This window comes from Rathayibacter sp. AY1C2 (assembly GCF_002931195.1).
Classification (GTDB): Bacteria; Actinomycetota; Actinomycetes; order Actinomycetales; family Microbacteriaceae; genus Rathayibacter.
This window is the reverse complement of the sequence record NZ_PSWG01000004.1, coordinates 1-25,253: the sequence shown is the minus strand read 5'-3', so window position 1 is coordinate 25,253 and position 25,253 is coordinate 1. Positions and strand designations below refer to the sequence as shown.

The following is a 25,253-nucleotide window of genomic DNA, read 5'->3' as shown; positions in this document are numbered from 1 at the left end:
GGGCGGGGTGTCAAGGAGGGACGGCAGGTCGGCCCGAGCCGATACCGTCCCTCCATGGGCTTCTTCGACCGCAACGACTCCTCGACCAGCGCCGCCGCGCCGCAGCCGAGCGCACCCGATCCGCAGCGGCGGGTCTGGAGCGACGGCCTCGGCCGGTTCGCCACCCGCTGCCTCCAGGTGGTCATCGTTCTCCTGCTGGCCTCGGTGCTCGTCTTCGCGATGACGCAGCTCACGCTGGTGCTCATCCCCGTGATGATCGCGCTCATCCTCGCCGCGGCGATCCACCCGGTCCTGGCGTGGATGCGGCGCAAGGGCGTGCCGTCGATCCTCGCGACCTGGCTGGCGCTGATCGGGCTGCTCGCGGTCCTCGGCGCGGTCGGCTGGCTGATCACGGTCGCGGTCCGCAACCAGTGGGACGAGCTGGTCAGCAGCGCCTCCGACGGCATCACCTCGCTGCAGGACTACGTGCAGCACCTGCCGTTCCAGATCACCGACGAGCAGATCGAGTCCGCCCGCCAGTCGGTCGTCGACTTCCTCACCTCCAGCTCGTTCGGCAACGGCGCGCTCGCGGGCGTCTCCGCAGCGGCGAACTTCATCACCGGCCTCGTGCTGATGATCGTGGTGCTCTTCTTCTTCATGAAGGACGGCCCGAAGATCTGGGAGTTCCTCCTGCGCCCCTTCACCGGCTCGGGCTACGAGCGCGCCAAGCGCGTCGGGCACAAGACGGTCGACGTGCTGGGCGGCTACGTCCGCGGAACGGCGACCGTCGCGGCGGTCGACGCGATCGGCATCGGCGTCGCGCTGGCGATCATCCAGGTGCCGCTGGCGATCCCGCTGGCCGTCATCGTCTTCCTCACCGCGTTCATCCCGATCGTCGGAGCCACGGCCGCCGGCATCCTCGCCGCTCTCGTCGCGCTGGTCGCCAACGGCCCGGTCGCCGCGCTGATCGTGATCCTGGTCGTCATCGGGGTCAACCAGCTCGAGGGCAACTTCCTCCAGCCGGTCGTGATGGCGCGCTCGCTGAAGCTGCATCCGCTGATCGTCCTGATCGCCCTGACCGTGGGCACCGTCCTCGCCGGCATCGTCGGCGCCGTGCTGGCCGTGCCGATCGCGGCCGTCGTCTGGGGCATCGTCTCGATCTGGAACGGGCCCTCCGACCCCGCCGAGCCCGCGCGGCAGAAGCGCGCCGAGACGGTCTAGGCCCCCGGGACCGTCGAGCGCGGGCCTAGCGCTCGACGATCCCGTCGCGCAGCGCCTGCCGGCGGAGCGAGATCTTCGTGCCGACGGCCAGCCCCTCCGCCCGGTACTTGCCCCGGGCGCTGCGCAGCGAGCTCCGCGCGGCGTCCTGGGTGATGCCGAGGAGCGTGGCGACCTGCTTCAGCGGCATCCCGTCGACGAAGAGGCGGACGATCTCCCGCTCGCGGTGCGTCAGGGTGCCCGGGCGGTCGGCCCCGAGCAGCTCCCGCGTCTGCGCCGTCAGGAAGCGCTCGTCGCGCGCCGCCGCTCGGATGGCCGCGAGGATCGTCTCGGTCCGCTCGCTCTTGACCACGTAGCCGCGCGCCCCGGCCTCGAGCGCCCGGTTGATCGTCCCCGGCTCGGAGTGCGTGCTGATGATGATCGTGGCGGCGCCGGCGGCCGCGATGATCCGGATCTTCATGGCGAGGTCGAGCTCGTCGCCGAGGTCGATGTCGAGCAGCACCACGTCGGTCGGGAAGGCCGGATGCGCGAGCAGGTCCGTCCAGGTGCCGACCGTCGCCGCCACGCGGATGTCCGTGCCCGAGCGGCGGATCCACTCCGCCAGCGCCGCCAGCAGGATCGGGTGGTCGTCGAGGATGGCCAGCGTGATCGCGGGCTCGTCGCTCATGTCGTCGCCCTCCTCCGGGGCCGGTGGGCGACGAGGATCCTCGTCGCGCCGTGGTCGGTCGTCGTGCGGTGCTCGCCGAGCTCGGTGAGGATGCCCCAGACCGAGCGGTCGAGGTCGCGGGCGCGGATGCCCGCGGCGACCAGGGCGAGCTCCACCCCGCCGCCCTGGCCCGGCTCCAGGCGGACGGCGAGCGGAGTCCTCCCCGCGGGGGCGGTGAGCAGCCAGAGCACCGAGAGCAGACGCGAGCGGTCGAGCGGGGCCAGCAGCGCCGCGGCCCCGCTCGGATCGTCGATCGCGACAGCGGAGGACAGCAGCGCCGACTCCTCCACCGCGATCCTCAGCCAGGTGCGGTCGTGGCTGCGGGCGAGCGCCTCGCGGAGCTCGTCTCCGAGCACCCGCGCCCGCTCGCCCAGCTCCTCGTCCAGCGGCACCGGCGTCCGGACCCGCTCGAGGAGCTCCTCGATGCGGCCGTCCACCTGCGAGAACTCGTCGTCCGCGGCGTGGACGGTGCCGTCGGCCAGGCTGCGGTCGAGCGTGCGCCGCACGTACTGGTCGAGCGAGGTGAGCACGACGACGCACACGGCCGCGGGCGCGACGGCGAGGAGGACGTTGCTCACCGCGAGGGCGGCGCCTCCGTCGCCGAGGAGCGCCTGGCCGACGAGGCCGAGCGCCGTGAGCCCGACCAGGACCACCAGAGCGAGGAACGAGCGCGAGAGTGGCTGGAAGGTGATCAGCGCGATCACGCCCGCGCCCACTCCCACGCAGACCGACGGGTAGTACATCGGAGCCGGTGTCGGCAGGGCGTGGTCGGCGAACTCGAGCAGCAGCGCGGCCACGTCCACAGCGAGGACGCCCGCGAAGGCCCGGCGTGGCAGCTCGCCGTGGCGGCGGAGGGCGATCGAGACCCCCACCGCGCTCGCGACGACGACCAGCAGCCAGGAGAGTCCGCTCAGCCAGGTCGCGGACCGCGCGTCGAGGGACCAGAGGTACGAGATCACTCCGCGGATGTCGAGCAGCACCGCCATCGTGAGGAAGCCCAGCCCGAGGTAGCTCCCGCTCAGGCGGTTCGGCCGGGTGAGGCGCTCGCGGATGCTCCACAGCGCGCCCGGGCTCCTGTCCGCCGCCCGGACCAGCTCCAGGAGCGTCCCCTCCTCCTGCCGCGACCCGCTCACAGCGGCACGCTCAGCAGCACGGTCGCGCCTGACCCGGGCGCCGAGAAGACCCGGACCGCGCCGCCCACCGCCTCGATCCGGCCGACGACCGACTCCGCGAGGCCGAGGCGCCCGGCCGCCACCGCGGCCGGGTCGAAACCGCGCCCCTCGTCCGAGACGACGACGCGGAGCGTGCCCGCCTCCTCCGCCACGCTCACGTGGGCCAGGGCCGCTCCGGAGTGGCGCCGCACGTTCTCGAGGCACTCCCCGGTCGCGCGCACCACGGCGTCGAGCACCTCCGGTCGGATCCGCGGCTGCGCACCGCCGTGCCAGCGCACCTCCACGCCCACCGCCGCCGACCGCCGACCGAGCGCGAGGAGCGCCTCCGGCACCCCGGCCGCCCCGTCCGGGTCCGGCTCCTCCACCGTCTTCAGGCCGCGCAGGAGGGCCAGGTCGGCGGCTGCCCGGTCGCGCAGCACCGGATCGGGCACGCCCTCCCCCCGGTGCGCCACCAGCGTCAGCGTCGCCAGGATCGTGTCGTGCATCAGCCGCGCGTCGGCGCGGTGCCGGGACTCGCTCTCGCTCGAGCGGCGCTCGGCGACGTGGGCGGTCCGGAGGCGGGCGGTGCCGACGTGCGCACGCGCGACGCTGCCCGCGAGCCACCGCGCGGCGGTCAGCAGCAGCGCCCAGCAGACGACGACCGAGATCAGGACGAAGGGAGCGCGCCCGGACGCGCCCGTCGCCGCCGCGCCGAGGGCGAGGACCGGGAGCAGCGCGAGGACCGCGGCCCACGGCATGCCCCGCCAGGAGCCGACGGCGAGCAGCGCGCACGGCAGCGCCATCGAGGCGAGCATCGTGATCCCGCCCAGAACGGCGCGGAGGGAGGCGTCGACGCCCGGCGAGAGGAAGGCGGCGAGTGCCGCGACGTCCAGCGCGGATCCCAGGATCACGGCCCTCGTCCCGGTCGCGACCGATCGGCCGGGCGCGAGCTGCACGAGCGCCGAGACGACCAGCAGCGCCAGGCTGGGCAGAACCGTGGTCAGCTGCGCGGGCGTCAGGGCGAGCAGGTGCAACGCGGAGGCGGCGGTCAGCACCCCGCCCGCCCGCCGGGCGCAGAGCACGCCGACCTCGCGCTGCTCGCGCAGCAGCACCGCGGCGTCGGCGGGCCGGGGAGGCAGGGGCACGGTGACCTCGGGAGGACGGGCTCCGGGCTCGTTCCGGGGCGACGGTGGCGGGGAGGCTGTGGCGGGGAGGCTGTGGCGGGGATCGGCGGCGGGGAACGGCGCGATCCGAGTCGTATCGTGGCACACCGCGACCCGCCCGGACAGCGGTTCCGGCCGCCTCGCGCACGCGGATCGGCGCGCCGTCTGACGCGGGCGGTCGCGCTCGGGGGCCGTGATCCCGTAGAGTCGAGACATCTCCTGGGCGATCGCCCGAATTCCACGGCTGAGAAGTCGCACGACGACGAAGAGACTCAGCCCCTGATAGAGACCGCACCGACCGAGAGCATCGTCCTCGGTCGTCCGGTTCGAACGCCCGCCTCGCACGCGGGTACCGCCCTTCACAGGACGCCGCGGAAGCCGCGCCGTTCCTCGTTCGACCCCCGCTCCACCGGCACGCCCGGTCCGCGGGACGTTCTCCCCCGCAGAGCCGCCCTCCCCCGGAGGCGCGAGCTCAGCCCCTAGACGACCCGGACGACTCCGGCAGACGCGTGTTTCACCCGCGGAGGCCGAGTCGAGCGGGTACCGCACACTCGTGCGGACTCTGACGACGCAGGCCCCGGTCGGCGTCATTAACACATAAGGAAAAGAAATGCCTACTGGCACCGTTAAGTGGTTCAACTCCGAAAAGGGCTTCGGCTTCATCGCTCCCGACGACGGAGGCGCCGACGTGTTCGCGCACTTCTCCGCCATCGCGAAGCAGGGCTACCGCGAGCTCGTCGAGAACCAGCACGTCGAGTACGACGTCGAGCAGGGCCGCAAGGGCCCGCAGGCCGCGAACATCCGCGGCGTCGGCGAGTAATCTCCGACTTCCGACGCCCCGTCGACCAGGATCCCCGGATCCGGTCGGCGGGGCGTCCGTCGTTGACGGGGTGATCCCGCCCTCGGCCGGCGGAGGCGAGAGCCGTGTCACCCCTCCGGGTCGCAGGATCGGTATCCTCTCCGTGGCGGCTCCCGAGCTCACGGAGCCCGCGACGCCGTCCGGGACTCCGGCGCGTCGGCACCACTTCACGGCGGAGACAATGGGACGACTGATCTACGGACCGCAATCACTCGAGATCGACTTCGAGGACCGGCTCCTCGCGCACCTCAAGGTCGCGATGTTCACCAAGATGCGGCGGAACGAGTCGTTCAGCCTCTCCTGGAGCGAGCCGGAATCGTCCGGCTACGGCCGCAGTTCCGTCTGGGTGCACCCGACGACTCCGCTGCACTTCCGGTTCCACGGCAGCAAGCGCCCGTCTCTGAACCGCCTGTGGATCGAGCAGTTCATCGCGAGCGCGAACAACACCGGCGAGATGACCGTGGTGCCGGAGCCGGCCGAGGGCTCCTGACCCGCGACGCTCCTCAGACCACGAGCGGCCGGGCCGTGTGCACGAGCTCCTCGTGCGGCAGGGCCCGGAGGCGCTCGGCGATCTCGGCACGGGCGCCCGCGTCGACCGACGCCCGGGCGTGCTCCTGCGGCCGCAGTGGCGTGAGGGTGACCAGGTCGGCGTGACCGGTCGCCAGGTCGAGCCGCTCGGGCAGGCCGGGGCTGCGCAGGCCCAGGAGGACACCGACGGTGCCCTGCTCATCGGTCCAGGCGGGCGGCGCCGCGACGTTCGCGAGCCGCGCCGTGTCGAGGGAGCTGCGGCAGCACACCCCCTGCAGGGCGGCCCGTCGGGCGGCCTCGTACAGCAGGCGGAAGTGCCAGTGGTTCCAGAGCTCGGCGGTGGGGACGCCGCGGACGGCGGACGTCTCGAGGCACAGCTCGAGGCCGAGACCGGTGCCGGGATGCGCGAGCCGGTCGAAGGGATCGCTCAGCCCGTCGGTCGCGAGCACCACGGAGGCGCCGCGGTCCACGCGCAGGAACGCACGGTGATCGGTGGGCCAGCGCGCGCCGCCGCGGACGCCCGGGTCCTCGGTCGAGACGACGACGGTGCGATCCAGCGCACCCACTCCGCGCCAGGCGTCGGCCCGGTCCTCCGCCACCGCCTCGGCCAGCGCCCGCCTCTCGTCCTCGGTCCATCGGACCTCACGAATGCGGTTCAGGAACAACGACATGGGACTCCCCGTCCGCGCGACCGGCGTGCCGCGCTCCCGGAACGCTACGGCGCTTACCCCTGCTCCTCCTCTGAGCAACCGGAACGCCAGCTGTGTGCGGTGTTCGTTCCCGCGGCGGTCCCCGCCCGCCGCGGCGCGGTCGGCTCCCAGGAAAGGCCGGGCAGGTGGAGCGGGTCGCGTCCGGCTACGCCGAAACGCTGGAACGCGTTTCGACGGTTCGCCTCCGGCGGTGTTCACTCCCGCGGCGGTCCCCGCCCGCCGCGGCGCGGTCGGCTCCCAGGAAAGGCCGGGCAGGTGGAGCGTGTCGCGTCCGGCTACGCCGAAACGCTGGAACGCGTTTCGACGGTTCGCCTCAGGCGGTGTTCGTTCCCGCGGCGGGCGGGGACCGCCGCGGGAAAAGGCTCAACCCAGCGGGTTGATGCCGTTGGTGCGCCAGCGCTCGTCGGCGAGCTGGCCGGGGGTGCCGACGCTCGCGTTCTCGCCCAGGGGCTCGCCGCCCTCGACCGCGTCGGCGCCGAGCGCGGTGCCGGCTCCCTCGGCGGTGCTGCCGGGGGGAAGCAGGCCCTCCTCATCCTCGCGGGGGCCGACCTCGTCCTCGGGGGTGTTCTCGGAGCCGCTCTCGCTCATCGGGTCGTAGCCGTGGTCCGGGTCGCGGCTCTCGTCGGCCGTCGTGTTCTCCTCGACCTCGGCGTCGGCGGGGCGGACGTCGTCGGCCTTCTCCGCATCGGTGGAAGGGGTGGCCTCGAAGCCTGCGAACTCGGGGCTGTCGTCTGCGCTCATGGCCGCCACGGTAGCACCGGGCCCGCGGGCACCGGAGGGGGTTCCGCCGGGCTCCCGCGACGCCTCCGCTCAGCGGCCACGCCCTAGGCTCGGGGGGCTGGCACGGACGACGGGAGCGACATGCGACGACTCGGGTACGACAGGTTCGGCGGGCCCGATCTGCTCTCGTGGCGGGAAGCGCCGGTGCCCATGCCGGGTCGCGGCGAGGTCCTGGTGCGCACGCGCGCGGCGAGCATCAACGCGACCGACGAGAAGATCCTGTCCGGCTCCGCGCGGATCATGGCCGTCGGCCGCTCCCGTCCCTACGGGTTCGGCCTCGACATCGCCGGCACCGTCGAGGCGCTCGGCCCGGGGTCGCACTCGGTCGCGATCGGCGACCGAGTGGTGGGGATGACCCGCGACGGCGACGCCTTCGCCGACGCGTCCATCGCCCGCAGCCGCTCGCTCGTCCCGATGCCCGACTCCCTCGGCTTCGTCGAGGCTGTCACGCTCGCGATGTCGGGCGGCACCGCGGTGGGCCTGGTGGACGCACTGCACGTGCACGCCGGCGAGCGCGTCCTCGTCAGCGGCGGCTCGGGAGCCATCGGCGATCCGACGATCCAGCTGCTGGTGCGGGCGGGCTGCACGGTCGCGGCCACCGGCTCGGCCGCCTCCGCCGACCTGCTCCGCTCGCTCGGCGCCGAGCCGCACGACTACCGCGCGCTCGACCTCGGGGTGCTGGGCGGCCGCTTCGACGTGGTCGTCGACGTCTCCGGCCACCTGCCGGTCGACGACGCGGCGATCCTCCTGGCCGAGGGCGGGCGCATCGCGACGCTGGTGCCGAGCGGTCCGGCGCTGGTCTCGCAGGCGACGGGCCTCGTCCGCCGCGACCACCCGCGGGTGCGCAACATGATCGTGGTGGCGACGGCGGAGCGGATCGGGCGCGCGGTCTCGCTCGCCACCTCCGGCGAGCTGCGGCCCCGGCCGGGCGCCGTGCATCCGCTGGGCGACGTCGTCGACGTGCTGTCGCGCCGAGCGACCGGCGCCGACCGCACGATCGGCAAGATCGTCTTCACCGCCGACGACTCGGCTCCGCTGAGCTGACCTTCGGCTCCTCCTCCTCTGCCGGGCGGCCGAGCGAGAGCGTGGCCAGGAAGCCGACGGCGAGGAACCCGGCGGCGGCGAAGGCCGCGTAGCGGGTGCCGTCCGAGAACGCCTCGCCCGCCGCCCGGGCCGCGTCGGCGGTGTCCGGTGAGGCGGCCAGCCCGGCGATCGCGGCGCCGGAGGAGTCGACCACCGCGGCGACGGTGCTCGCGACCTGCTCCGCGGGGAGGCCCTGCTGCTCGAGCGAGGTCGTGAGGACTCCCGCGGTCGAGGTGTAGAGGATCGTCCCGAGCACGGCGATGCCCAGCGCCGAGCCGATCTGCCGCGCGGTCGACTGCGTGCCCGAGCCCTGCCCGCTGAGCTCGACGGGCACGTCCCGGAGCACGACCCCGGTCAGCTGCGCCGTCGCGAGGCCGACGCCGAAGCCGTAGACGGCGAGGAACGGGACGAGGGCCCACCACGGGGTGGAGTCGGAGACGACCAGGCCGATGCCCGCGACGCCGACGATCTCGGCCGCGAGGCCCACCCGCACGATCAGCACCGGCGCGACCCTGTTGCCGAAGGCGCCGGCGAAGCCCGAGGCGACGAAGGAGCCGAGCGCGAGCGCGAGGAGCACCAGGCCGGTCTGCACGGCCGTGTAGCCGAGGACGCTCTGGAGCCAGATCGGCAGCGCCAGGATGATCCCGAACTCGCCGAGCGAGACGATCATCGCGGCGAGGTTGCCGTTGCGGAACGAAGCGAGGCGGAAGAGCCCGATCGCGAGCATCGCCGAGCGCCCGGCGCGCTCACGGGCCCGCGCCCAGAGGACGAAGGCGAGCCCGGCGAGCACCGCGACGGCGAACGCGATCGGGACCGGCGAGAGACCGAGCGGCCAGCTCCAGCCGCCGACGCTCAGCCGCTCGTCGACGCCCCACCAGCCGAGGGTGCGCCCCTCGATGAGGGCGAACACGAGGGAGGCGGAGGCGATGATCGAGAGCGCGGCGCCGACGAGGTCGACCCGCCGCCCGTCGGGCTGCCGCGACTCGTCGACGAACAGCAGCGCTCCGACCACGATGATCACGCCGAGCGGGATGTTGATGCCGAACGCCCAGCGCCAGGAGAAGTCGGTGGTGAGCCAGCCGCCGAGCAGCGGACCGACCGCGGTCATGCCGCCGATGGTCGAGCCCCAGACGGCGAAGGCGATGGCGCGCTCGCGCCCGCGGAAGGTGGCGTTGATCAGCGAGAGGGTCGTCGGCAGCACCATCGCTCCTCCGACGCCCTGCACGACCCGGGAGAGGATCAGCAGGTCGCCGGTCGGAGCGAGGGCCGCCGCGACGGAGGAGAGCGCGAAGAGCGAGACGCCGACGATCAGCATCCGGCGCCGGCCCCAGCGGTCGGCGAGAGTGCCGAAGACCAGCAGGAGCGCGGCGAACACGAGCGTGTACGACTCCTGCACCCACTGCACCTGGGTCGAGGTGATGCCGAGATCGGCGACGATCGACGGGATGGCGACGTTGACGATGGTCGAGTCGACGATGATCGTCGCCACTCCGAGGCTGATGACGACCAGCCCGATCCACTTGCGGTCGCGCACGACGCTCTCCTCCGACGATTTAGTAAGCCAGCTGACTATATGCCCGCGGAGGGCGCCGTGTCGAAGGGAGGGCCTGGAAGATTAGCGGGAGGCGGGCGCGGCGACAAGGGCGCGAAGCTCCCGGAGCCGCCCGGTCAGGATGGACGCATGCCCGCATCCCCCCGTTCCTTCCCGTATCCCCTCGGCGTCTCCCTCCGCGGCGACGCCGGCGCCGACGTCGCCGTCTACTCCGAGACCGCGGACAGCGTCGAGGTCTGCCTCTTCGACGAGTCCGGAGCAGAGACCCGCGTCGCCCTCACCGAGCGGACCGGCCACGTCTTCCACGGCCTCGTCCCCGAGATGGGCATCGGCACCCGCTACGGACTGCGCGTCGACGGCCCTTGGGACCCCGCCAACGGCCTCCGCCACAACGCCGCCAAGCTCCTCCTCGACCCGCACGCCACCGCGATCGAGGGCTCGTACACCTGGTCCGAGGACGTCTTCGGCCAGTTCTACGAGGACGCCGACTCCCGCAACGACGCCGACTCCGCGCACGCGGTCCCCCGCTGCGTCGTCACCGACCCCGACTCCTTCGACTGGAGCGGCGACACCGCGCCGCGCATCCCGCTCGAGGAGACCGTCGTCTACGAGGTGCACGTGAAGGGCTTCACGAAGCTGCACCCCGACGTGCCCGAGGACATCCGCGGCACCTACCGCGGCCTCGCTCACCCCGCCGCGATCAAGCACTTCACCGACCTGGGCGTGACCTCGGTCGAGCTGCTCCCCGTGCACCAGTTCGTGCAGGACTCGCACCTCGAGGAGAAGGGCCTGCGCAACTACTGGGGCTACAACTCCCTCGGCTTCTTCGCGCCGCACAACGAGTACTCGCACGCCGGGGACGACGGCTCGCAGGTCGACGAGTTCAAGGCCATGGTCAAGGCGTTCCACGAGGCCGGCCTCGAGGTCATCCTCGACGTGGTCTACAACCACACCGCCGAGGGCAACGACAAGGGCCCCACCCTCTCGTTCAAGGGCATCGACAACGGCTCCTACTACCGCCTGGTGGAGGAGGACCGCGCGAACTACTTCGACACCACCGGCACCGGCAACAGCCTCAACGTCGCGCACCCGGCCGCGCTCGGCCTGATCATGGACTCCCTGCGCTACTGGGTGACCGAGATGCACATCGACGGCTTCCGCTTCGACCTCGCCACCACCCTCACCCGCCAGACCGGTGAGGCCGAGGTGCACAGCGCCTTCCTCGACCTGATCGCGCAGGACCCGGTGCTCGCGCCCGTCAAGATGATCGCCGAGCCGTGGGACACCGCCGGCTACCAGGTCGGCGGCTTCCCCGCGGACTGGTCGGAGTGGAACGGGAAGTTCCGCGACGACGTGCGCGACTTCTGGAACGGCGCCGACTCGGTGCTCGGCACGACCGCGCAGCGCGTCCTCGGCTCTCCCGACGTGTACGAGGCCGACCGCCGCTCGCCGGTCTCCAGCATCAACTTCGTCACCGCGCACGACGGCTTCACCCTCGCCGACCTCACCGCGTACTCGCGCAAGCACAACGCGGCCAACGGCGAGGACAACAACGACGGCGAGAGCGACAACCGCTCCTCCAACAACGGCGCCGAGGGCCCGACCGAGAACGAGGCGGTCAACGAGCGCCGCGACCGCATGCGCCGCAACTTCCTCGCGACGCTGCTGCTCTCGGCCGGCGTGCCGATGATCCTGGGCGGCGACGAGATCGCCCGCACGCAGGGCGGCAACAACAACGCCTACTGCCAGGACGACGAGATCTCGTGGTTCGACTGGGAGAACGCGGACCGCGAGCTGCTCGCCTTCACCCGCGAGCTGATCGCCCTCCGCGCCGCGGAGCCGGCGCTGCGCCCGAAGTGGTTCCGCCGCGCCCCCGGCGACGGCGGCCCCGACACGGTCGACATCCTCCGCTCCGACGCGCAGGGCTTCGCCGACGAGGACTGGGACAACCCCGACGCCCGCTCGATCACCTTCGTGTTCGAGCACGAGGGCAGCGCGAGCTTCGCCCTGCTGCTGAACGCGGCGGAGAACGGCGTCGAGTTCACCGTCCCCGAGGCGCCCGGCGCCGAGTGGACGCTGGCCGCCTCGAGCGACCCGGAGCAGGTCGTCGAGGGCGAGGTCACCACGCTGATCGTCCGCGACGGCTCGTTCACGCTGCTGCGCTCGGCCTCCTGATGACCGGCCGGACCCCGCGGCTCCTCCGCTTCGGCGGGCGCATCGCGGGGTTCGGCACGTCCTCGGGCACGAGGATCGTGCTGGGCCTCTGGGAGGACACCCCCTTCGGCCCGTTCGCCGACGCGATGGTCGAGGACGGCGACGGCCACCGCCTCCTGATCGCACCGACCCGCGAGGTCGCGGACTTCATCGGGTCGACGTACGCGTTCGACGAGGTGCGGATCGCGCCGGTGTCGTGGCGGAGGATCGCGGGCGGCCTGTCCGTCGCGGCCGGACCGCTCGCGGTGCGACTGGAGCTCGGCGGTCTCACTGCGCTCGGCCGGCTGCTGCGGATCGTTCCGCGACCGCTCGCCGAGCACCCGGCATGGCTGACCGCGATCTCGCCGGTCGCCTCCCTGCTCGTCCGCGGGGTCAGCACGGCCGGGTCGGCCGGGCACGGACGCCGCGAGTACTACGGCGTGCGGGCGATCCGCCGCGTCGAGGGCGTCCACGCGGTGCTGGCGGAGGAGGACCTCGGCCCGTTGCGCCCGCTCTCGCCGCCCGTGCGGTTCGGCTTCTCGTCGGCGCCCGCCGCTCCGGCGATCGTCGACGTCACCACCACCATCGCGCTTCCGCGCGAGGGGACCACCGCGCTCCGGCGCGACCGAGAGAGAGGAGCCGCCTCGTGAAGAAGGGCGACAAGATCAGCTGGAACACCTCGCAGGGCGAGACCCACGGCGAGCTGGTCGAGAAGAAGACGAAGGAGTTCCAGTTCGAGGGGCAGAAGTTCAACGCCTCGGACGACGAGCCCTACTGGATCGTGCAGAGCGACAAGACCGACGCGAAGGCCGCGCACAAGGAGTCGTCGCTGACGAAGAAGTGAGCGGGCGCAGGCCGAGCGGCTGCGGACCGGGCTCCGGATCGACTCCGGGGCCCGGCCCGCGCCCGTCTCACGCGATGCGGATGAGCTTCTTGTTCACGAACTCCTCGAGGGCGGGGCGGCCCATCTCGCGGCCGGTGCCCGAGCGCTTCACGCCGCCGAAGGGCAGCTCGGCCGCGTCGCCGAGGACGAGGTTGATCCAGACCATCCCCGCGTCGATCCGGTCCGCCAGGCGCAGCGCCTGCTCCTGGTCGGTCGTGTAGAGGTAGGAGCCGAGGCCGTAGGGGGTGTCGTTCGCGAGGGCGATCGCCTCGTCCTCGTCGCGGACGCGGTAGAGCGCGGCGACGGGGCCGAAGAACTCCTCGCGGTAGGCGTCCATCTCGGGCGTGACGCCCTCGAGCACGGCGGGCGGGAAGAAGTTGCCGGTCACCTCGCCGCTGGCGCGGACGGTGGCCCCCTGCTCGCGCGCGGCCGCCAGCTGCGCCTCGAGTCGCTCCGTCGCGGCGGAGGAGGAGAGCGGGCCGAGGAGGGTGCCCTCCGCGAACGGATCGGCCGGCTGGGCGCGGGTGAACGCCTCCGTGAACTTCTCGGCGAACGCGTCGTACAGCTCGTCGATCACGATGAAGCGCTTCGCGGCGTTGCAGGACTGGCCGTTGTTGTCCAGGCGCGCGGCGACCGCGTCCTCGACCGCCTTGTCGAGGTCGTCGGTCGACAGGAGCACGAACGGGTCGGAGCCGCCGAGCTCGAGCACGACCTTCTTCAGGTGCCGGCCCGCGAGCTCCGCGACGGCCGCGCCGGCCCGCTCGGAACCGGTGACGGAGACGCCCTGGACCCGGGGGTCGGCGATGACGGTCGCGGCCTGCTCGTTCGTGGCGTAGAGGTTCACGTAGACGCCGGCGGGCGCACCCAGCTCCTCGGCCGCGGTGCGGAACATGTCGGCGATGGCGGCGGCCGACTCCGGGCACTGCGGCGCGTGCTTGAGCAGGATCGTGTTGCCCGCGACCACGTTCGGGCCGGCGAAGCGGGCCACCTGGTAGTAGGGGAAGTTCCACGGCATGATGCCCAGCAGCACGCCCAGCCCGGCGCGGCGGATCAGCGCGGAGCCGGTGCCCTCGGCGAGCTCGATCGGCTCGTCGGCGAGGAAGGCCTCGCCGTTCTCGGCGTAGTAGCGGTAGATGTCGGCGGCGAAGCCGACCTCGCCCTGCGCCTGGTCGAGTGGCTTGCCCATCTCGCGGACGATGATCGCCGCGAGCTCGTCGGCGCGCTCGACGTGCAGCTCTGACACGCGGGCGATCAGCGCCGCGCGGGTCGCGACGGGCACGGTTCGCGACCACGAGGAGTAGGCGTCCTGCGCCGAGCCGATCGCCGCGGTCAGCTCGGCGTCGCCGAGGGTCGGGTACTCGCGGAGGGTCTCCCCCGTGGCCGGGTCGATCACGGCGTAGTGGGTGCTCATGCGGGCTGTGCTCCTTCGCTGCGGGGGGCCGGTGCGGTCGCGCCGTCCTCGTCGATGATCTCCTGTGCCAGGCGCCTGCCGACGCGGATGGCGCCGTCGACGTGCTGGTAGCCCTCGGCGGCGAGGTCGCTCGTGCCGAAGCGGAGCGGACCCACCGGCTCCAGCTGCAGCGCGCCGTACCGGGTCAGCCCGCCCAGGTCGAAGCTCGCGGCGTACGCGCCCTGCGTCCACTCCTCGGACGCCCAGTCGCTCTCGTAGTAGACGACCGGATCGAGTGCGGCCGGGCCGAAGTAGGCGGCGAGCGAGTCGAGGATCGCGGCCTTCCGCTCCGCCTCGTCGAGCGCGAGCACGCGGTCGGCCTTCTCGTCCGAGACGAAGCCGACCAGGGTGCCGCGCTCCTCCCCGTGGTTCGAGTTGTCGTAGGCCTCGTGCACGAGCGAGTGCGGGCTGAACGCGGTGCCGGAGAGGCCGTCGGCGCGCCAGAAGGGCGTGGCGTAGGTGGCGTGCACCTTGATCACGAGGCCGAGCGACTGGTGCTGCAGGGCCTGCTGCCGCAGTCGCGGGAGCGGCGGGTCGAACGAGATGCGGCCGACGAGGTTCGGTGGCACGGCGACGATCGCGCGGCGGGCGCGGAGGACGACGCCGTCGGCGCGCACCTCGACCCCGTCGTCGCCGTGGCGGACGGAGCGGACCGGGTGCCCGAGCAGGACGCGCTCGGCGCCGAGGCGCTCGGCGAGCCGCTCCGGGACCTGCTGGAGGCCGCCGATCACGCGCTTGTCGAGGATGAAGTCAGCGTCGACCAGGTTGCTGAAGCTCCCCGCGCTCGCGGCCATGAGGAGCGCCTGGAGGAGGGAGAAGGCGTGCGCCGGCTTGGTGAGCATGGCGTCGGCGAGGAAGAGGGCGATGTTGGCCCGCGCCTCCTCGTCGTCGCTCTGCCGCTCCAGCCAGGCGGCGAAGGTGATGCGGTCGTAGTCTCGGGCGAGCGGATGCGTCCACGGCGCCGCCGGATCGGTCTCGGCCACGAGGCGGTCGAGCACCTCGATCAGGCGGGAGATCTCGGACTCGGTGCGCTCGCTCCCCGGGAAGATGTCGCCGGTGAAGCGGCGAGCGGAGCCGTCGGCGCCGATGTAGACGCTCTCGCCCTCGCGGTAGCGGGAGTAGGTGCCGAGGCCGAGCTCGTCGAGGGTCTCGAGGAGCGCCGTCTGGTCCGGCGAGACCCACTGGCCGCCGAGCTCGAGGAGCTGCCCGTCGACCACGCGGGTCTCGAGCCGCCCGCCCACGCGCTCGCGCGCCTCGACGACGACGACGTCGAGTCCGTGCTGCTGCAGCCGGAGCGCCGCGGTGAGTCCGGTGGCACCGGCTCCGATCACGACGACGTCGTGCTCGCTCGGGGACATGACTTCTCTTTCCGTCGGTGATCGCGGGAGTGGACGCGCGAATACGGACGATCCTGTCACAGAAGCGGAGGAGAACATCAGTGAGTGCGCCCGATGGAGGGTGGACTCGGAGCGCCCTCCATCGAACTACATAGGCATGCTATATTGTTTCTCGTGCCCGATCCCAGTGCCCCCGTGCGTCTCGCCTCCGCCGCCACCGCCCTCACGCGGTTCGCGGGCCGGGCGAGCGGCGCGACCGGGCTCGGCGCGCAGTCCGGAGCCGTCTGGTCGACGCTCGCCGAGCTGCGCACCGCCTCCCCCTCCCGCCTCGGCGAGCTCGCCGAGCGGGTCCGCGTCACCCAGCCGACGATGACCGGCATCATCGCCCGGCTCGACGAGGCCGGCTGGATCCGCCGCGTCCACGACGCCGGCGACGGCCGCGCCTGGCTGATCGAGGGCACTCCCGCCGGCTTCGACGCCCTCGCCGAGCACCGTCTCCGCCTCGAGGCCGCCCTGGCCCCGCTGTTCGAGGACCTCGACGAGGACGACCGCCTCGCCCTCGAGCGCGCCGCGACCCTCGTCGAGGCCCGCGTCGCCCGCATCGCCGGCACCCCCGTCCCCTCCTCCCCCGAGAAAGGCTCCACGCCGTGACCACCTCCCCCCACTCGCCCGCCCAGGGCTCGATCCTGAAGCAGCCGCTGGCCGTCTGGGCCGTCGCCTTCGCCGCGGTGATCGCCTTCATGGGGATCGGCCTGGTCGACCCGATCCTCCCGGCCATCGCCGAGAGCCTGCAGGCGACTCCGACCGAGACCTCGCTGCTCTTCACGAGCTACCTCGTCATCACCGGCGTCGTGATGTTCTTCACCAGCTGGCTCTCCAGCCGCATCGGCGCCAAGAAGACCCTCATGATCGGCCTGGTGCTGATCGTGGTGTTCGCCGCGCTCGCCGGCACGGCGGGCAGCGTCGAGGGCGTCATCGGCTTCCGCGCGGGCTGGGGCTTCGGCAACGCGCTGTTCATCTCGACCGCCCTGTCGACCATCGTCGGCGCGGCGAGCGGAGGCTCCTCCGCGGCGATCGTGCTCTACGAGGCCGCGCTGGGCATCGGCATCGCCGTCGGCCCGCTGCTCGGCGGGCTTCTCGGCAGCGTCTCGTGGCGCGGCCCGTTCTTCGGGACCGCCGTGCTGATGGCCGTCGGCTTCATCGCCATCGCGACGCTCCTGCGCGAGGACGGCCCGAAGCCCGCTCCGACTCCGCTCTCGGCGCCCTTCGCGGCCCTCAAGGTCCCGGCCATCCGAACGCTGGCGGGCGCCGCCCTGTTCTACAACATCGGCTTCTTCGTGCTGCTCGCCTACACGCCCTACCCGCTCGGGCTGGACGAGATGGGCCTCGGCTTCACGTTCTTCGGCTGGGGCCTGGGCGTGGCGATCACCTCCGTGTTCGTCGCTCCGCTGCTCACCCGGCGCCTCCCGCGCACCGTCGTGCTGCGCTCGGTGCTGCTGCTGCTCGCGCTCGACCTGATCGCCGGCGGCCTCGTGATCTCGTCGCGCGTCGGCCTGATCGTCTGCATCATCGTCGGCGGCCTGCTGCTCGGAGTCGTCAACACGGTGCTCACCGAGTGCGTGATGGAGGCGACCGACCTGCCCCGCTCCGTCGCCTCGTCCGCCTACTCCGGCGTCCGCTTCCTCGGCGGCGCGATCGCCCCGCCCGCCGCCTCCGCCCTGGCCGCGGCGATCTCGCCGGCCTTCCCGATGTACGCCGCGGCCGGAGCCGTCGCCGTCGCCGCGCTGATCGTGCTGCTCGGACGCCGCACCCTGGCCCGCGCCGACGCCCACGAGCCCGAGCCCGAGCTCGTCGAGGCGCAGGCGATCACGCTCGGCGAGTGACGCGCCCGGCGGGCTTCAGGGGCCCGCCGAGGCGTCACGAACGGTCGTCATCCGAGCGGGACGACGGCCGTGCGTGACGCCTGGACGCGGTCGAGCGGGAGGGGCGCAGGATCCGACCTGTGGAGAACCGGTTCACGAGGATCGGAAGGCGGGACAGTGGCCGGATGCACGATCCCTCGCCCCTTCCGATCGGACTCCGCGGCCGCGCCTTCACCGTCGCTGACGCTCGCGCGAGCGGACTGAGCCGCGGGCGGCTCCGCAGCTCCGACCTCCACCGGCCCTTCCACGGGGTCCGCACCGCCGACCCCGACCCCGACCTGCGCCTGCGCGCGGAGGCGCTCCTCGCGCTGGTCGGTCCGGAGGCGCTCCTGAGCCACCTGACGGCGGCGCGGCTCTGGCCGCTCGACCTCCCGCCCGCCGCTGCGGACGAGCCGGTGCACGTCAGCGTCCGTCGGCCGGGACGCGCTCCCCGGCCCCGGAACGTCGTCGGCCACGCCCTCGCCGATCCCGACGTCCGCCGCGTCCTGCGCCGCGGACTGCCCCTCACCGATCCGGCCTCGCTCTTCTGCCATCTCTCCACGCTCCTCGAGCCGGACGACCTCGTCGCGGTGGGCGACGCGCTGGTGCGCACGCCGGTCGTCGGTGATCCGGCGGATCGACGGCCCTGGGTGCCGCTGCCCGACCTGCGGGAGCGCGTGTCGGCCTTCCGCGGTCGGGGCTCGGTGCGACTCCGCGCCGCGCTCGCTCTGGTGCGCGACGGGGCGGAGTCGCGGCAGGAGTCGCGGTTCCGGCTCGCGTCCATGCGGGCGGGGCTCCCGGAGCCGGTGCTGCAGGAGCCGCTGTTCGACTCCGACGGGGTCTTCGTCGGGCGGCCGGACGGCTGGTACCCCGCGGAGCGGGTCGCGTGGGAGTACGAGGGCGACGATCACCGCACCAGCAACCGGCGCTTCGCGCGCGACCTCGGCCGCTACGACGACCTCGCCTCGATCGGGGTCCGCGTCGTCCGCATCGTCGGCGCCGAGTTCGTCCCCCACCCCGAGCGCTCCGTCGAGCGCCTGCGACGAGCACTCGCCGACCGGGCTCCGCATCGACGACCGCCGAGGGGTCACGAACGGTCGTCATCCGAGCGGGATGACGACCGTTCGTGACGCCTCACGGGAGGGCGCGCGCTCAGGAGTCAGGGCGCGACCTCGAAGAGGCGCGGGCGCAGCGCGGACGTGCGCGGGTCGGCGGCGCAGGCGGCGAGCGCCGCCGCGAGGACGCCGCGGGCCGGGTGCGGCTCTCGGACGCACACGTCGACGCCGGCGGGCGTGAACGGAGTCCGGGCGAAGCGGGTGAGCGCCCAGCCCGCCTCCTCGTCGGCGGCCACGAACGACCAGCGGCTGCGGGCGAGGAGGGTCAGCGGCTCGACGCCCCGCCAGCGGAAGCCGGACGGATCGTGCGGGTCGGGGGTGTCGATCCCGACCACGTAGTGCGAGCGCGTCCGGCCGCGCCAGCTGACGACGTCGCCGATCCCGCCGGTCGGGAGCGGCGCGTACGTGATCGCCACCCCCGACCGCGAGCGCCAGAGCGGCAGCGAGGAGCCCCGGACGAACCAGGTGCCGCTCGCGAGCGCCCGGGCGTCGATCATCGGAGGGCGTGCTTGATGTTGGTGCGGGCCAGCGCGACGGCCTCGCCCGCTCCTCCGTTCATCACGATCTTCGAGACCGCCAGCGCGAAGCCCTTCACCTGCGCGCCCGTGATCGTGGGCGGGAGCGAGAGGGCGAGCGGATCCGTCACCACGTCGACGAGGACCGGGCCGCCGTCGGCGAGAGCCGAGCGGAGGGCCTCCTCCACGTCTCGCGGGTCCTCGACGCGGATCCCGCGGATTCCTATCGCCTCCGCCACCTTCGCGTAGTCGACCATCGGCACGTCGACAGCGAAGTCCGGGAAGCCGTCGACCAGCATCTCGACCTTCACCAGCCCGAGCGTGGAGTTGTTGAACACGACGATCGTCACGGGCAGCCGGTAGGCGGCGACCGTGACCAGCTCGCCCATCAGCATCGAGAGCCCGCCGTCGCCGCTCAGCGAGACGACCTGGCGACCGGGGTGCGAGAGCTGCGCGCCGACCGCCTGCGGCAGCGCGTTCGCCATCGAGCCGTGCATGTACGAGCCGAGCAGGCGCCGCTTCCCGTTGGGGGTGATGTAGCGGGCCTGCCAGACGTTGCCCATGCCGGTGTCGGCGGTGACGATCGCGTCCTCGGAGAGCAGGCCGTCGAGCGTGGAGGCGACGAGCTCGGGGTGGATCGGGCTGCGCGTGCCGACCTCGGTGTACTTCCCGACGACTCCGGTGACCAGCTTCTCGTGCTTCTTCAGCGTCTTGTCGAGGAAGCGGTGGTCCTTCCGCTGCACGAGCGGGGTCAGCGCGGTGAGGGTCGCCGCCACGTCGCCGTGGACGGGGTGCGCGACGCTGACGCGGCGCCCGAGCTTCGAGGCGTCGCTGTCGACCTGAGCGATCACCACCTTCGAGGCGTCGGGGAGGAACTGCTCGTAGGGGAAGTCGGTGCCGAGGAGGAGGAGCAGGTCGGCGTCGTGCATGCCGGCGTGAGCCGCTCCGTAGCCGAGGAGGCCCGTCATGCCGACGTCGTAGGGGTTGTCGTACTGGATCCACTCCTTGCCGCGCAGGCTGTGCCCGACGGGCGCGCCCACCAGCTCGGCGAAGGCGACGACCTCGTCGTGCGCGTTCTGCACTCCGGCGCCCGCGAAGATCGCGACGGTCCGCGCCTGGTCGATCGCGGCCGCGAGGGCGCGGACGTCGGCGTCGGCGGGGACCAGGACGGGCGTCGACGGCAGCACGAACGCGGGGAAGCCGTCGACCGCCTCCAGCTCGGCGATGTCGCCGGGGAGGGTGACCACGGCGACTCCGCGGAGCGCCACCGCGCTGCGCATCGCGGCGTTCACGACCCGCGGGGCCTGGGCGGCGGTCGAGATCAGCTCGCGGTAGTTCGAGCACTCGACGAAGAGCCTGTCCGGGTGCGTCTCCTGGAAGTAGGACGAGCCGATCTCGTTGCTCGGGATGTGGCTCGCGATGGCGAGCACCGGGGCGGAGGAGCGGTGCGCGTCGTAGAGGCCGTTGATGAGGTGCAGGTTGCCGGGGCCGCAGCTGCCGGCGCAGACGGCGAGGCGCCCGGTGAGCTGCGCCTCCGCGCCGGCGGCGAAGGCGGCCGCCTCCTCGTTGCGCACGTGGATCCAGTCGATGCCTCCCTTCTCGGATCCGCCGCTGCGGCGCACCGCGTCGACGATCGGATTCAGCGAGTCGCCGACGATCCCGTAGATGCGGGAGACGCCGGCGTCGATGAGCTGAGCGATGAGCTGGTCTGCGACCGTCTTCTGAGCCATGACCCCATTCGACCGGACCGGGCTGAGCGTCCGCTACTCCGGAAAGTGGAGATCCGGATCGGGTGCATCCCCCTCGGGACGGATGCCCTGCACCCCTGGCCTGGGAGCCGTCACAGGAACACCTCCGTGCAGCACGTGCAGCAGATCCCGGGAGTCGTCATGAACCGCCGCAGAACCGCCCTCGTCCTGGCCGCCGGCGCGGCCCTCGCCCTCGGCCTGACCGGCTGCTCGGGCCTGAACGGCCTGATGGGAGGCGAGACCCGCGACGACGAGACCGGGGAGATCACCGAGGGCGGGACGACCGACGTCTTCCAGCTGCGCGTGGGCGACTGCCTGAACGGCGAGCTCAGCGAGGAGGCGACCGAGGTCACCGACGTGCCGACCGTGCCCTGCACCGACCCGCACGTCTACGAGGTGTTCCAGAACCTGACGATGGCCGACGCCGACGAGTACCCGGGCGAGTCCGTCGCGACGGAGCAGGCCGAGACCGACTGCGTCACGGCGTTCGAGTCGTTCACCGGGATCGGCTACCAGGACTCGGCGTACGACTTCAGCTACTACTACCCGACCGCCGAGAGCTGGGGCACGGGCGACCGCACGATCAACTGCATGATCACCGACCCGAACGGGCCGAGCACGGGCACGCTGGCGGGCGTCGCGGCCTGATCGCCATCTCCGCGCGCGGCGGTGCCGGTCCCGCCGAGCGCTCCGCGCGCGGCCCGGGTCAGTCGCGGTCGCGCGCGGGGAACAGCCGCAGCAGCAGGCCGGAGCCGATCCAGACCACGGCGATCCCCGCGACGAGCCAGGAGGCTCCGAGGCCGGCCGCCGCTCCCGCCAGCACAGCGCCGACGGCCGCTGCGGCGGAGCGCAGCCCAGCGCCGATCGTGAACACCTGCGAGCGGACGGCGGCGGGGCTCTCCTGATCGCGCAGCAGCAGCATCGCCGCGTTCGAGGGGGCCGTGAAGACGCCCGCGACCGCGAAGGCGGCGACCGCCACGACTATGCCCAGGTCGGGGACGGCGATCAGGAGGACGGCGCCGGTCGCGATGTAGGCGGCGCCCATGGTCCACGCCGGCGGACGGCGGGTCCAGCGGCGGGCCGCCACGGCGAGGGCGCCCAGCAGGCCGCCCACGGCGAAGGCGGTCAGGATCCACGCGGCGGCGTCGGTGCTGCCCAGCCGCTCCACCGAGAGGCTGATCGCCGCGACTCCCGCCGCTCCGCCCGCGACCTGGCTGAGCGTGCCCGCCGAGGTGACCACCGCGATCGGACGGTGCCGCACGAGGTGGGTGACGCCCGCGACGATCGTCCGCAGCACGCCGACGGTCGGCGCCGGACGGGCCTCCATCGCCAGGCCGAGCGACCCGACGACGCCGATGAGGGCGAGGACCGCCATGGCGAGCATCGCGGTCCGCGCTCCCCCGACTCCGACCGCGAGGCCCACGATCGCCGGCCCGCTGATCGAGGCGACCGTGTACGAGAGCGAGTCCTGCGCGTAGGCGCGGCGCGGCTCCGGGATGGCGCTCGTGACGAAGCTCGACATGCCGCCCATGTAGACGGGCGTCGCGAGCCCCGCGAGGAGCAGCAGCACCACGATGAGCGGCGTCGACACCTCGCCGAGGAAGGCGGCGACCGCGAAGGCGACGGCTGTCGTGAGCGCGGCGCCGACCAGGAGCCGACGGGGGCGGCGGACCCGGTCGAGCACCGTGCCGACGAGCGGCGCGGCGATCACGGCGGGGAAGAGCGCCGCTCCGGTCAGGGCGCCGCCGAGCGCGACGTCGCCGAGACGCTCGACGGCGAGGACGGGGAGGGCGACGACCATGCCGGCGCTGGCCAGGCGGAGGGGGATCGACGCGGCCTGGTAGCTGACCGCGCTCATGCGGGACCGGAGATCGACATCACCTCCGATGGTGTCACGGCTGCGGGACCGGGTCGGGCGGGGAGGCAGGCCACCGGCGTCCGAGCGGCCTGCGGAGCCTGCCCTAGGCGATCGGCGTCCGCGCCGCGAGCTCGGCCGCCGCCGCGACGCCCAGGCGCCAGGGCGCGCCGTGGCCGGGCAGGAGTGTCCGCGCCCCGGTCCCGGCGAGGACCCGCAGCGAGTCGAGGGACTGCGCCGTGTCGGCGGTGGCGGCGCGCGCGACCAGGTGCGGGCCGGTGCGCGCGGAGTAGGGGTCGAGCGTGACCAGCGCGTCTCCGCCGATCACCGCGTCGCGCTCGGGCAGGTGCAGCGAGACGTGCCCGTCGGTGTGCCCCGGAGTCGCGAGCACGCGGGGCGATCCGGGCACGTCGAGCACCGCTCCGGCGGTCAGCGGCAGGGTCCCGTGCACGGGCGGCACCGCGAGCGCGCCCGCACGGGCCATCGCTCCGAGCACCGGGATCGCGGAGGGGTGCAGCAGCGGGTACACGAACGGCGTGCGCTGGCGGCGGTAGGAGTAGGGCTGCGCGGCGAGCGGCTGGTCGGCCGCGTGCAGGTGCACGGGGACGCCCCGCCGGACGAGGCTGCGGGCGACGCCGAGGTGGTCGAAGTGCGCGTGGGTCAGCACGAGGGCGTCGATGTCGCCGAGCGAGCGGCCGAGCACCTCCAGCGCGCGGACCAGGTGCGGCCACGTCCTCGGGAGTCCGGCGTCGACGACGGTCAGCCGGCCGGCCTCCTCGATCAGGTAGAGGTTCGTCCAGGCGTGCTCGAGCCGGTGCACTCCGGGTGCGACGTCCCGGTGCAGGCTCGCGCCGCCCCCTCGCCGCTGCTGCCGGCCCTGCTGCTCGCGCTGCTGCTGGTCCATCGTGCTCCCGCCCCTCCGGGCCCGCGCCCGATCGCGACGACGCTACGAGCGTCTGCGACGGATCGGACAGGGCGTTGACGGCGGGGATCCGCGTCGTGCAGGGCTCAGCGGCGCCGCCCGCGAAGGGCGAGCTGCACCGCCGCGAGCAGGAGGAGGACCGCGAAGAGGATCCCGGACACGCGCGCCGGCAGGAGGAAGGAGAGCGCCACTCCGGCGAAGGAGAACGCCGTGGCGGTGAGCCCGACCACGAGGCCCGCCCGCACGTCGAGCAGGCCGCGCCGGGCGTTCGCGATCGAGCCGGTGACCGCCGTCGGGATCATCGCGGCGAGCGAGGTGCCCTTGGCCAGGAGGTCCGCGAGCCCGAAGGCGCCGACCAGGACCGGCACGGCGATCGCTCCGCCGCCGATGCCGAAGAGGCCGGAGGCGACGCCCATCCCGATGCCGAGCCCGGCGAATCCGGGCCACACGCCCCAGCCCTCGGCGACGTCGCCGGTGTCGTTCGAGCCGAACACGGCCATCCGCACCGCCGCGGCCACGAGCAGCGCCACGAACATCCAGCGCAGCACGCCGAGCGGCAGCCGCGCGAGCAGCCAGGATCCGGCCACCGCCCCGAGCATCGCCGCAGCCGCGATCACCGCCGCCGGAACCCAGGCGACCTGACCGGCGAGGGCGTAGCCGAACGCTCCGGCGACCGAGGTCGGAGCGATCGCGAGCAGCGAGGTGGCGGAGGCGCGGCGCTGGTCCATCCCGGCCCACGCGATCAGCATCGGCACCATCACGATCCCGCCGCCGACGCCGAACGCGCCCGACAGGGTCCCGCCGACCGCGCCGATCAGTGCCAGGACGAGCAGGGCGCGCGGGCGCATGCGCGCGGCCGTCCGATCGGGGAGGGGCGCCTGCGGGGCGGTCGCGTCGGTCACGGCTCCATGCCACCACAGCACCGGGCCGGGGGCGAATCGACGGGCGTCGACCGCGTTCCTGAGAGGACCGGCCCGGCCCGGCCCGCCTCTCTGGCAGTTGCCTGGGCGGGCCGGATCCGACCGTGACGTTCGGCGTCGACGGAGCGTCCTACCTGCATACCCCGCCTGATCGAGCGATCGGGCCCCGAGCGAAAGAGGAGACCATGGCCGAGACCACCGCGACCACCACCCGTCAGACCAGCACCGGATCCGGACGCACCGTGATCGAGGACGGCGTCATCGCCAAGGTCGCCGGCATCGCCGCGCGCGAGGTCCCGGGCGTCCACGCCCTCGGCGGAGGAGCGGCCCGAGCGATCGGCGCCATCCGCAGCGCGATCGGCAACGACGACCGCGGCCAGGGCGTCAAGGTCGAGGTCGGCGAGCGTCAGGTCGCCGCCGACATCACCATCGTCGCCGAGTATCCCGCGCCGCTGCAGAAGGTCGCCGAGGACGTGCGCTCCGCCGTCGCCGACGCCATCCAGCACATCGCCGGCATGGAGGTCGCCGAGATCAACGTGACCGTCCAGGACGTCCACATCCCCGAGGACGACACCCAGGAGTCCGACCCGCGCGTCGTCTGACCCGTTCCCCCCCCGCACCGACGCCCCGGGCCGAACGGCACCGGGGCGTCGGCGTGTCGGCGACCCTGCGCCGACCCCCGGGG

The 25,253-nt window shown here is 73.3% G+C and carries 25 protein-coding genes; 12 read left to right on the top strand and 13 right to left on the bottom strand.

Features of this window, described 5'->3' with window-relative positions; translation table 11 throughout:
- Positions 1-54: 54 nt before the first annotated feature.
- The gene (locus tag C5C55_RS04460) at positions 55-1,200 is read left to right on the top strand and encodes an AI-2E family transporter (RefSeq protein ID WP_104233055.1); all 1,146 of its coding nucleotides are present in this window, start codon (positions 55-57) and stop codon (positions 1,198-1,200) included.
- A 25-nt stretch (positions 1,201-1,225) separates the two neighbouring features.
- Here C5C55_RS04460 and C5C55_RS04455 read toward each other — a convergent pair whose 3' ends face one another.
- From C5C55_RS04455 to C5C55_RS04445, 3 genes are read right to left on the bottom strand one after another with little or no spacing between them, the layout of a single operon-like run.
- Positions 1,226-1,864, bottom strand: coding sequence for a response regulator (locus C5C55_RS04455; RefSeq protein ID WP_104233054.1), 639 nt, complete (start codon positions 1,862-1,864; stop codon positions 1,226-1,228).
- Positions 1,861-3,036 carry a hypothetical protein gene (locus tag C5C55_RS04450; RefSeq protein ID WP_104233053.1) on the bottom strand — a complete coding sequence of 392 codons (1,176 nt, stop codon included), beginning with the start codon at positions 3,034-3,036 and terminating at the stop codon, positions 1,861-1,863. Before C5C55_RS04450 ends, C5C55_RS04455 begins: the two co-directional genes overlap by 4 nt.
- Entirely contained in the window at positions 3,033-4,199 is a 1,167-nt protein-coding gene (locus C5C55_RS04445) for a sensor histidine kinase (RefSeq protein WP_104233052.1), read from the bottom strand. Before C5C55_RS04445 ends, C5C55_RS04450 begins: the two co-directional genes overlap by 4 nt.
- A 628-nt stretch (positions 4,200-4,827) precedes the next feature.
- On the opposite strand from C5C55_RS04445, the gene C5C55_RS04440 reads away from it, so the two are divergent.
- The gene (locus C5C55_RS04440) at positions 4,828-5,037 is read left to right on the top strand and encodes a cold-shock protein (protein WP_055786246.1); all 210 of its coding nucleotides are present in this window, start codon (positions 4,828-4,830) and stop codon (positions 5,035-5,037) included.
- Positions 5,038-5,257: 220 nt separating this feature from the next.
- Entirely contained in the window at positions 5,258-5,566 is a 309-nt protein-coding gene (locus C5C55_RS04435) for a hypothetical protein (protein ID WP_104226101.1), read from the top strand.
- A 13-nt stretch (positions 5,567-5,579) separates the two neighbouring features.
- Here the strand turns inward: C5C55_RS04435 and C5C55_RS04430 are convergent, their stop codons facing one another.
- Together C5C55_RS04430 and C5C55_RS04425 are read right to left on the bottom strand one after the other, a co-directional pair.
- Positions 5,580-6,275, bottom strand: a complete 696-nt coding sequence (locus C5C55_RS04430) for a hypothetical protein (RefSeq protein ID WP_104233051.1) — start codon at positions 6,273-6,275, stop codon at positions 5,580-5,582.
- 402 nt (positions 6,276-6,677) lie between these two features.
- Positions 6,678-7,055 (bottom strand): hypothetical protein, encoded by a 378-nt coding sequence (locus C5C55_RS04425; RefSeq protein WP_146080888.1) that lies wholly within the window; start codon positions 7,053-7,055, stop codon positions 6,678-6,680.
- 120 nt (positions 7,056-7,175) lie between these two features.
- Between C5C55_RS04425 and C5C55_RS04420 the strand changes: the two genes are divergently transcribed.
- On the top strand, positions 7,176-8,138 hold the full coding sequence (locus tag C5C55_RS04420) for an NADP-dependent oxidoreductase (protein ID WP_104233049.1): 963 nt from the start codon (positions 7,176-7,178) through the stop codon (positions 8,136-8,138).
- Here the strand turns inward: C5C55_RS04420 and C5C55_RS04415 are convergent.
- Complete coding sequence (locus C5C55_RS04415) at positions 8,107-9,711, bottom strand: DHA2 family efflux MFS transporter permease subunit (RefSeq protein WP_104233048.1); 1,605 nt, start codon at positions 9,709-9,711, stop codon at positions 8,107-8,109. The genes C5C55_RS04420 and C5C55_RS04415 overlap by 32 nt on opposite strands.
- 147 nt (positions 9,712-9,858) lie before the next feature.
- Between C5C55_RS04415 and glgX the strand changes: the two genes are divergently transcribed.
- From glgX to C5C55_RS04400, 3 genes are read left to right on the top strand one after another with little or no spacing between them, the layout of a single operon-like run.
- Positions 9,859-11,904, top strand: a complete 2,046-nt coding sequence (glgX, locus tag C5C55_RS04410) for a glycogen debranching protein GlgX (protein ID WP_104233047.1) — start codon at positions 9,859-9,861, stop codon at positions 11,902-11,904.
- On the top strand, positions 11,904-12,572 hold the full coding sequence (locus tag C5C55_RS04405) for a hypothetical protein (RefSeq protein ID WP_104233046.1): 669 nt from the start codon (positions 11,904-11,906) through the stop codon (positions 12,570-12,572). The genes glgX and C5C55_RS04405 overlap by 1 nt, the downstream gene beginning before the upstream one ends.
- Complete coding sequence (locus C5C55_RS04400; protein WP_056866275.1) at positions 12,569-12,766, top strand: DUF2945 domain-containing protein; 198 nt, start codon at positions 12,569-12,571, stop codon at positions 12,764-12,766. The genes C5C55_RS04405 and C5C55_RS04400 overlap by 4 nt, the downstream gene beginning before the upstream one ends.
- 67 nt (positions 12,767-12,833) lie before the next feature.
- On the opposite strand, the gene C5C55_RS04395 is transcribed toward C5C55_RS04400, so the two are convergent.
- Both C5C55_RS04395 and C5C55_RS04390 read right to left on the bottom strand, forming a co-directional pair.
- Positions 12,834-14,216 (bottom strand): NAD-dependent succinate-semialdehyde dehydrogenase, encoded by a 1,383-nt coding sequence (locus C5C55_RS04395; RefSeq protein WP_104233045.1) that lies wholly within the window; start codon positions 14,214-14,216, stop codon positions 12,834-12,836.
- Entirely contained in the window at positions 14,213-15,613 is a 1,401-nt protein-coding gene (locus C5C55_RS04390; RefSeq protein WP_104233044.1) for an NAD(P)/FAD-dependent oxidoreductase, read from the bottom strand. The genes C5C55_RS04395 and C5C55_RS04390 overlap by 4 nt, the downstream gene beginning before the upstream one ends.
- A gap of 153 nt (positions 15,614-15,766) precedes the next feature.
- On the opposite strand from C5C55_RS04390, the gene C5C55_RS04385 reads away from it, so the two are divergent.
- The 3 genes from C5C55_RS04385 (at position 15,767) to C5C55_RS04375 (ending at position 18,623) form a co-directional block, all read left to right on the top strand.
- Positions 15,767-16,243: a MarR family winged helix-turn-helix transcriptional regulator gene (locus C5C55_RS04385; RefSeq protein WP_146084654.1), complete on the top strand. Its 477-nt coding sequence runs from the start codon at positions 15,767-15,769 to the stop codon at positions 16,241-16,243.
- A complete protein-coding gene (locus C5C55_RS04380) occupies positions 16,240-17,475 on the top strand; it encodes an MFS transporter (RefSeq protein WP_104225140.1) in 1,236 nt (411 codons plus the stop codon). The genes C5C55_RS04385 and C5C55_RS04380 overlap by 4 nt, the downstream gene beginning before the upstream one ends.
- Positions 17,476-17,639: 164 nt before the next feature.
- A complete protein-coding gene (locus C5C55_RS04375; protein ID WP_104233042.1) occupies positions 17,640-18,623 on the top strand; it encodes a hypothetical protein in 984 nt (327 codons plus the stop codon).
- Positions 18,624-18,652: 29 nt separating this feature from the next.
- Here the strand turns inward: C5C55_RS04375 and C5C55_RS04370 are convergent, their stop codons facing one another.
- Positions 18,653-19,105, bottom strand: a complete 453-nt coding sequence (locus C5C55_RS04370; protein WP_104233041.1) for a hypothetical protein — start codon at positions 19,103-19,105, stop codon at positions 18,653-18,655.
- Complete coding sequence (locus tag C5C55_RS04365) at positions 19,102-20,853, bottom strand: pyruvate dehydrogenase (protein WP_104226089.1); 1,752 nt, start codon at positions 20,851-20,853, stop codon at positions 19,102-19,104. The genes C5C55_RS04370 and C5C55_RS04365 overlap by 4 nt, the downstream gene beginning before the upstream one ends.
- A 126-nt stretch (positions 20,854-20,979) precedes the next feature.
- On the opposite strand from C5C55_RS04365, the gene C5C55_RS04360 reads away from it, so the two are divergent.
- Positions 20,980-21,519, top strand: a complete 540-nt coding sequence (locus tag C5C55_RS04360; RefSeq protein ID WP_104233040.1) for a septum formation family protein — start codon at positions 20,980-20,982, stop codon at positions 21,517-21,519.
- A 58-nt stretch (positions 21,520-21,577) separates the two neighbouring features.
- Here the strand turns inward: C5C55_RS04360 and C5C55_RS04355 are convergent, their stop codons facing one another.
- The 3 genes from C5C55_RS04355 to C5C55_RS04345 form a co-directional block, all read right to left on the bottom strand.
- Entirely contained in the window at positions 21,578-22,729 is a 1,152-nt protein-coding gene (locus C5C55_RS04355; protein WP_104233039.1) for an MFS transporter, read from the bottom strand.
- Positions 22,730-22,832: 103 nt separating this feature from the next.
- Entirely contained in the window at positions 22,833-23,630 is a 798-nt protein-coding gene (locus C5C55_RS04350) for an MBL fold metallo-hydrolase (RefSeq protein WP_104233038.1), read from the bottom strand.
- A 104-nt stretch (positions 23,631-23,734) separates the two neighbouring features.
- On the bottom strand, positions 23,735-24,550 hold the full coding sequence (locus C5C55_RS04345) for a sulfite exporter TauE/SafE family protein (protein WP_104233037.1): 816 nt from the start codon (positions 24,548-24,550) through the stop codon (positions 23,735-23,737).
- 203 nt (positions 24,551-24,753) lie between these two features.
- On the opposite strand from C5C55_RS04345, the gene C5C55_RS04340 reads away from it, so the two are divergent.
- Positions 24,754-25,170 carry an Asp23/Gls24 family envelope stress response protein gene (locus tag C5C55_RS04340; RefSeq protein ID WP_104225148.1) on the top strand — a complete coding sequence of 139 codons (417 nt, stop codon included), beginning with the start codon at positions 24,754-24,756 and terminating at the stop codon, positions 25,168-25,170.
- Positions 25,171-25,253 lie beyond the last annotated feature (83 nt).

Bases quoted from the DNA above. Each gene is read 5' to 3' on its own strand.
- C5C55_RS04460 (WP_104233055.1), top strand. From the start codon at position 55: ATGGGCTTCTTCGACCGCAACGACTCCTCGACCAGCGCCGCCGCGCCG.
- C5C55_RS04455 (WP_104233054.1), bottom strand. From the start codon at position 1,864: ATGAGCGACGAGCCCGCGATCACGCTGGCCATCCTCGACGACCACCCG.
- C5C55_RS04440 (WP_055786246.1), top strand. From the start codon at position 4,828: ATGCCTACTGGCACCGTTAAGTGGTTCAACTCCGAAAAGGGCTTCGGC.
- C5C55_RS04435 (WP_104226101.1), top strand. From the start codon at position 5,258: ATGGGACGACTGATCTACGGACCGCAATCACTCGAGATCGACTTCGAG.
- C5C55_RS04430 (WP_104233051.1), bottom strand. From the start codon at position 6,275: ATGTCGTTGTTCCTGAACCGCATTCGTGAGGTCCGATGGACCGAGGAC.
- C5C55_RS04425 (WP_146080888.1), bottom strand. From the start codon at position 7,055: ATGAGCGCAGACGACAGCCCCGAGTTCGCAGGCTTCGAGGCCACCCCT.
- C5C55_RS04420 (WP_104233049.1), top strand. From the start codon at position 7,176: ATGCGACGACTCGGGTACGACAGGTTCGGCGGGCCCGATCTGCTCTCG.
- glgX (WP_104233047.1), top strand. From the start codon at position 9,859: ATGCCCGCATCCCCCCGTTCCTTCCCGTATCCCCTCGGCGTCTCCCTC.
- C5C55_RS04405 (WP_104233046.1), top strand. From the start codon at position 11,904: ATGACCGGCCGGACCCCGCGGCTCCTCCGCTTCGGCGGGCGCATCGCG.
- C5C55_RS04395 (WP_104233045.1), bottom strand. From the start codon at position 14,216: ATGAGCACCCACTACGCCGTGATCGACCCGGCCACGGGGGAGACCCTC.
- C5C55_RS04390 (WP_104233044.1), bottom strand. From the start codon at position 15,613: ATGTCCCCGAGCGAGCACGACGTCGTCGTGATCGGAGCCGGTGCCACC.
- C5C55_RS04375 (WP_104233042.1), top strand. From the start codon at position 17,640: ATGCACGATCCCTCGCCCCTTCCGATCGGACTCCGCGGCCGCGCCTTC.
- C5C55_RS04370 (WP_104233041.1), bottom strand. From the start codon at position 19,105: ATGATCGACGCCCGGGCGCTCGCGAGCGGCACCTGGTTCGTCCGGGGC.
- C5C55_RS04365 (WP_104226089.1), bottom strand. From the start codon at position 20,853: ATGGCTCAGAAGACGGTCGCAGACCAGCTCATCGCTCAGCTCATCGAC.
- C5C55_RS04355 (WP_104233039.1), bottom strand. From the start codon at position 22,729: ATGAGCGCGGTCAGCTACCAGGCCGCGTCGATCCCCCTCCGCCTGGCC.
- C5C55_RS04350 (WP_104233038.1), bottom strand. From the start codon at position 23,630: ATGGACCAGCAGCAGCGCGAGCAGCAGGGCCGGCAGCAGCGGCGAGGG.
- C5C55_RS04340 (WP_104225148.1), top strand. From the start codon at position 24,754: ATGGCCGAGACCACCGCGACCACCACCCGTCAGACCAGCACCGGATCC.